The sequence below is a fragment of the Streptomyces caniferus genome (assembly GCF_009811555.1).
GTDB lineage: Bacteria > Actinomycetota > Actinomycetes > Streptomycetales > Streptomycetaceae > Streptomyces > Streptomyces caniferus.
On sequence record NZ_BLIN01000006.1, the window covers coordinates 1 to 6217 of the forward strand.

Here is a 6217-nt window from a genome sequence, read left to right on the forward strand (position 1 = left end):
GGCGCCGAGTTCGCGGCAGGAGCCCGAACATGCGAGCACATCCTGGAGAGTCGGCCCGGACGCCACAAGCCAATACTGGACCGACGCCTCCACCGGATACGTCGCTGACTGCCAGTGCCCCATCTCCGACTGGCGAAGAGGCGCTGGGACGCTTTCTTGTCGCAGACGCCGTTTGACCGGTCGGACGTGAGGCGTGCTGAGCCGGGATGGTAGTTGCCACCACTGCTGGCATGCAGGTGTTTTCCGTAGATGAGCCAGGGTCAATACAGGGAGATGTCAGCGGGGTGGGGTGCTGACAGCGGTCCACGGGGCCGGGTCGTGGAACTGGTTGCTGTCATGGGGTGACCGGGTGGCTGTCACGGTGTGGTGAGCAGGTCGCGGTCCAGCTGTGTTGGGTTTGCCTGTTTCTGTACGGGTGGGTGACCGGGGCGGGTGGGGTTGGCCGTGTGACGGTTTTACAGACCCCGGTGGGGGAGGCGGTGCAGGGTCCGGCTGGTTCGGCGGACGCCGGGCGGGTGGAGCGGGCGGTGGTGGTGCGGCGGCTGCTGGCGGTGGACCGGGGTGAGGGCGGTCTGTCGTCGTTGCACGTGCGGATCGCGGCCGGGTTGGCGGGGGTAACGGAGCGGACGGTGTGGCGGTGGCTGGCCGAGGGACGCGAGGGGCGGGTGGAGGCGCGGCCGCGGCAGGGCGGGTTCGTGGTGGGCGACGCCTTGTGGGAGGTGCTCACCCAGGCCGGCGGGAACGTCGCCGAGCTGCGCCGCAGGATGCTCCGGGCGCAGGACGAGGGCGTGCTGGAGCACTGGGAGGCGGAGTTTGTGCCGTCTTTGGCGACGCTGCACCGTGCGGTGAAGGACGAGCTGCGGGCGGGCCGGGTGCTTCAGGTCGCCCGCGCGGCGTCGGGCCGGGTGGAGCCGAGCCGGTACGACCGGGCACCGGCCGAACTCGGCTTCGTAGATGGTGCGAACGGTCCGCCGGTCGTGGACGGCCCGGACGCCATGCCGTCCGGTACGGGTGGTGAGGAACGGCCCGGCGCGGTGAAGACCGCTTCGCGTACCCGGGTGTCCGGTGGGGTGCGCCTGTACGCGCCGGGGGCGCGGTCGGTGTCCACGCGGCAGGTGGCCGGGGTGGTGGAGGCGGTGGGGCACACGGTCGCCGCGCGGGGGATCGGCTGCGTGTACGGGGACACGGGGCTGGGGAAGACGGTCGCGGTCGAGCAGGCTCTGCATCTGCTGCCCGGTCGGGTGCCGGTGTGGCGGGCGGTGGTGGGGGTCAGGCCCGGCCTGCCGCAGGTGCGGGCCGCGTTGTGCGAGGCACTGAGGCTGCCGTCGGGGTCCCTGACCCACCGTGCCGGACCGGCCGACCAGGCACTGGCGGAGGCGCTGGCCGAGCCGGGTGTGCTGTTCCTCGACAACGCGCAGCGTCTGTCACCGCCGGTGCTGGACTACCTGCGGCAGCTGTGGGACTCGCCGGGCTGTGCGGCCGCCTTGGTCTTGTGCGGGGCGGGCAGTGAGCGGGCGCTGGCCCGGGCAGCGGCGATGCGTTCCCGGGTCCTGACCTGGCACCAGGTCAGCCGCCTCGACACGGAGGACGTGCCGCAGACGCTGGGTCTGTTCCACCCGGTGTGGGAGGACGCGGACCCGGTCGACCTGGGGCGGGCGGATGAGCAGACCGCCCGCGGCAACTTCCGTACCTGGGCGAAGATCACCTCGCATGTCTGCGCAGCCCGGGGCCGTGACCCCGGTGCGGTGTGGGGCGGGAGGCGATCGACCAGGCCTGCGCCCGGCTCGGCCCGTACCCATGACGGCCCTCTCACGTGCCCGGGGCACACCGGTTCCGACGGCAGAGAGCCTCATCCCGTTCGGCGAGGAGGGAAACAGCGCGATGACGGACAACGGACCGCAGGACACCAACGGTGGCCACGACGTTGACGCGGGAGGGCAGTGGCTGCCACCGCCGGGGAATCCGGCCGGTGTGCTCGGGAAGCAGTCGCTGGTTGCACTGCGGGCGCCCGCAGTGCGTCGCCTGCTGGCGCTGCGGGCCCGGGGCGGTCTTTCGCGGCAGCACGTGCGGCTGGCGAGGGAGTGCCTGGGGGCATCGGAGCGCACTGTGTGGCGGTGGCTGGCCGAGGCATCCCAGAGCCCGGCGGCGGCTGCGCATCCCGGAGCCCGCCGCACCGGCCGGTTCGAGATCACCGCGGAGATCCGGGTGCTGCTGGCGTACTGGCATGGCAACGCTTCCGCAGTCCACCGCCAGCTCATGGAGCGCGCCGCAGCCGAGGCCGGAGGTGTACGCGCGCAAACGTCCGGCACTGCCGCGCCCGTCCCGCCGGACATCGTGGCTGTTCCGGGTGGGGCAGCCCTGTCGCAGGTGCCGCTGCTGGATCCGCTCCCGTCCCTGTCGACGTTCCTGCGCGCTGCGCCGTGACCTGACGGCGGGGAGCGCGCCGGTCTCGCCACCGGACCGGAGGCAGCACGCGCCCATGACGTGTTCGGCAACCGGCCGGCGTCATGGCGCAACTACGCCTGGGAGACCGACCACGTCCAGGCCCCGCTGCTGGTCGACGCCGACGGCGACCTGGTGCGCCCGTGGATCACCTGGTTCATCGACACCGCCACCAAGGTCATCACCGGTACCGCTGTCACCCCGGGCCATCCCTCCCGCGCGTCGGTACTGGCCGCCTTGCGCGCCGCAGTGGTGCGGGATGAGCCCTACGGCCCGGCCGGGGGAGTGCCGGAGCTGGTGAGGGTGGACCGGGGCAAGGACTTCCTGTCGGCCGCCGTTACCACCGCGCTCGGCGCGATGGGCGTGACGGTCAAGGATCTGCCCGCTTACAGCCCGCACCTGAAGGGCACGGTGGAGAGCCTCAACCGGGCTGCGGACCGGATGCTGTTCGCCGCCCTGCCCGGCTACACCGCCGGGCCCACCGGGCCCCGCTCGGAGCGGCGCGGACGTACCGCAGGGGCGGTGTCCGCCCTGTCGTTCCAGGACTTCACCGCGGAGGTCCTGGCGTGGATGAACTGGTGGAACACTGCGCATCGCCCGAAAGCCCTGTCGGGCCGCACGCCACTGGAGGCGTGGCAGGCCGATCCGACCCCTGTCACCGACATCCCCGCCGCCGACCTGTGGGCCTTTACCCTCAAGGACGACGGCCGGCCCCGAAAGCTGACCAGCCACGGCGTGAGCTGGCGCGGCCGCACCTACACCGCCGCGTGGATGACCGGCCAGGCCGGCCGCAAGGTCCGCGTGCGCTACATGCCGCACCACGACCACGAGATCGAGGTCTGCGACGCCCGAAGCCGCCACCTCGGCCCGGCGCACCTCGCGGACGCGGCCACCCCCGAGCAACTGCAGGCGCTGCGCGAGGCACGTGCGGAGCGCGCCCGGCGCCTGCGCGCCGACGCGAAGGCCGCCGAACGCCTGCGCCGCCAGCGATTCGCCCCCACCACCAGCGCGGAGCCCGCCCAGCGGCTGGGAGCCGTCACGGCCGCCCAGGCCGACCGTGAACTCGCCGCCGCCGACTACACCGACGTCGCACGGCTGGCACTGCCCGACCTGATCCCGCCCGCCCCGCCTCCAGCGCACTGGCGCACCCCGCCCGCCCTCGCTGCCGGCACCGCGTCACCTCCACCCGTCCCCGCTCCAGCCGAGCCAGCGGACACCCTGCCGGAGCCCGGCACCCACCCCGCAGGAGACGCCTCGTGACCGCGGCCACTTACCAGTACGTCGACCTGCCCGATGCGTCCGTGGTCACCACCCGGGCCCTGCTCACCGCCCGGGAGAACATCGCCGACACCGTCGCCGCGCGCGCCATGATGTGCATCCACGGTGGCGCCGGCTTTGGCAAGACTCTCGCGGTCAACACGTGCCTGCACGAACTCGAACCCGTAGAGGACGTCCGACGGGTCACCTTCCGGGCCCGTCCCACGGCCCGCGCGGTGCGCTACGAGCTGTTCACCGCTCTCGATCTGGCCGGTGAACCGCCGCGCCACCCCAGCGAGTTCGACCGGCTGCTGAAGACGGCCCTGGCCGAGCGCCCCCGCACGTTCCTCGTGGACGAGGCCCAGTGGCTCAACGGGGAGGCGTTCGAATACTTCCGCTACCTGTGGGACGAACCCGCCACTCAGCTCGCGGTCATCTTCGTCGGCGGGGAGGGCTGCCACACCGTGCTGCGCCGTGAACCGATGCTCTCCTCCCGCATCTTCATCTGGCAGCACTTCACCCGACTTACCCCCAGCGAGGTCCTCGACGTCATCCCTCTGTTCCACCCGGTCTGGGCCGACGCTGATCCTGAGGACATCACCTTCGCCGACAGCCACGCCGCGCACGGCAACTTCCGCGCCTGGGCCCAGCTGACCGCCCACACCCGCACCGCACTGGCCCGCACCGGCCGCGCCCGCGTCGACCAGGAGCTGCTGCGTCGGGCCTTCAGCCGCCTCGCCTGACCACCACACCGCCATGCCCATGCCTCTCGCTGCGCCCCGGCCTATCGCTGTGGTCATCGACCGCCATGACGACGCGATCCACACGCACACCGCCCTGGCCGCCCACCATCCGCCGTCCGGCCGGATCACCCTGCACCCCGGCCCGGGCACCACCAGCGAAACCGGCCTCGCCCACGACCTTCTCGTCGCCCTGGGCAAACCGCCCCTGCTCCCGGGCCGCTTTCCCGGCGGCCGTCAGCCCGCCTGGGAAGCCGCTGCCGCCTGGATGACCGCCCTTCCCATCACCCGGCTGACCGTCCTGCGCGCCCACCGCCTCACCGCCCGCCGCACGATGCGCCTGCTACAGCTACATGCCCTCACCGGTATCCACCTGACCTTGGTCTGCCACCGCCCTCACCTTCCCGCCGCTCTGCACCAGGCCCTGCGGACGGCCGACTACGCCCTCACCGCCGACTTCGAGGCAGCCCGCCGCCACTACTACGGCATGCCTATCACCGAACCCCCGCCGGCAGACGAACCCGCCGGGCCGGCAGACGAACCCGCCGGGCCGGCAGACCGCTGGCTCACCCTGCCCGCACTGGACCGCCTCGTCTCCTACGACAGCCCCAGCCCCTGCGCCGCCCCGTGCACGCCGCCCCCGATCGTCTTCCGGCACCGCCCACCGCCCGCTCCGCTCACCGCGCACATCGCCCAGCAGGTCGCCCACCGGCTGCACGCGGCGACCGCACATCCCCGCCTCGCCGCGGCCGTCGCCGCCGCACTGACCACCGGCGCCTCCCTCCAGCAACCCGCCACCGCACGCCCCGGCGACTACGACGACGCCGCGGCCACGCTCGCCCTGCACGACCGAGCTCGCTACACCGACGGCTGCGCCGCCTACCCCGTACCGCCCTGGGCGGGCGTCTTCCTGCGGGCTGCGGCCTGCTTCGCCCGGCTGGTATCCAGCGAGGAGCAGGAGCTGCTCGCCGCGCCAGGCGACCGTGGGCACCTGCTGCGCGTGGCGGAGACGGCCAGGCTGCGCCCGCCACAGCCGCCCGCGGCCCGCCGCAAAGGCCCGGTCGGCCGTGTGGAGTGGGACTGGCGCGAGCGGCAGGAAGCCGAGAGGTACGAAGCGACGCCGGCCAGCCGCGTCAGGACCTCGCGACGCTGAACCCCTGACGCGGTCGCTCGAAGAATCAGCCTCAGCCGATCGAGAAGTCGGCGAACTCGACGTCGCTGAAAGCGATGTGCAGACCGTGGGCCCGGCGGCCCCCTTCGCGAAAGTAGCCGTGGCCCAGCGCGCGTGCCAGGATCACCGTTTGCTGCTGCTCGCCCGCGCCGGCATCCCAGGCGGCGAACAGCTCCCGGGCGACCTCTCCCGGCAGGTCCTGGGTGATCCACCGCACCCGCGGATCATCCGAAGACCCTGCTGGCGCGGCGAACCCGAATCGCGCCCTGGTATGGAAGACGAAGCCTTCCGCCTCGGCCTGGGCACGCCGACGGGCTCGTATCCGGGGCTGCCACCGAGCCAGGACCGCTTCCTCGATCGCCCGGACCTGCATCGGACCCGGCGGACGACGTGCTCCTGGCTTCTTCGTCACCCACCGCTGCACGGTGCGCTGCGACACCCCCAGCACGGTGGCCACCCTCTGGGTGGAACCCCGAAGCGCTGCCAGCAGAAAACGCAGGCGGGCCTCGGTGCTTGAGGGAACAGACCGGGTGCGCAACGCGCGCTCCAAACCCTGCTCGATCTGTCCCACGTCCGCCTCTCGAAGCGGCCAGCCGGCAGGGCCGGC

At 72.8% G+C, this 6217-nt stretch carries 6 protein-coding genes; 5 read left to right on the top strand and 1 reads right to left on the bottom strand.

From position 1 onward, the window contains the following. The first annotated feature begins 446 nt into the window (after window positions 1–446). From Scani_RS38010 to Scani_RS38025, 5 genes are read left to right on the top strand one after another with little or no spacing between them, the layout of a single operon-like run. Window positions 447–1928, top strand: a complete 1482-nt coding sequence (locus Scani_RS38010) for an AAA family ATPase (RefSeq protein WP_159471947.1) — start codon at window positions 447–449, stop codon at window positions 1926–1928. Continuing rightward, the gene (locus Scani_RS42380) at window positions 1882–2424 is read left to right on the top strand and encodes a hypothetical protein (RefSeq protein WP_246295637.1); all 543 of its coding nucleotides are present in this window, start codon (window positions 1882–1884) and stop codon (window positions 2422–2424) included. Before Scani_RS38010 ends, Scani_RS42380 begins: the two co-directional genes overlap by 47 nt. Window positions 2425–2484: 60 nt before the next feature. Next, window positions 2485–3702 (top strand): TnsB C-terminal domain-containing protein, encoded by a 1218-nt coding sequence (locus tag Scani_RS38015; protein ID WP_246295636.1) that lies wholly within the window; start codon window positions 2485–2487, stop codon window positions 3700–3702. Then, entirely contained in the window at window positions 3699–4442 is a 744-nt protein-coding gene (locus tag Scani_RS38020; RefSeq protein WP_174872659.1) for an AAA family ATPase, read from the top strand. Before Scani_RS38015 ends, Scani_RS38020 begins: the two co-directional genes overlap by 4 nt. A 19-nt stretch (window positions 4443–4461) precedes the next feature. Further along, window positions 4462–5592, top strand: a complete 1131-nt coding sequence (locus Scani_RS38025) for a hypothetical protein (RefSeq protein ID WP_246295935.1) — start codon at window positions 4462–4464, stop codon at window positions 5590–5592. 31 nt (window positions 5593–5623) lie between these two features. On the opposite strand, the gene tpg is transcribed toward Scani_RS38025, so the two are convergent. Further along, window positions 5624–6217, bottom strand: a 594-nt coding sequence (gene tpg / locus Scani_RS38030) for a telomere-protecting terminal protein Tpg (RefSeq protein WP_218039244.1), incomplete at its 5' end; no start/stop codon positions are given.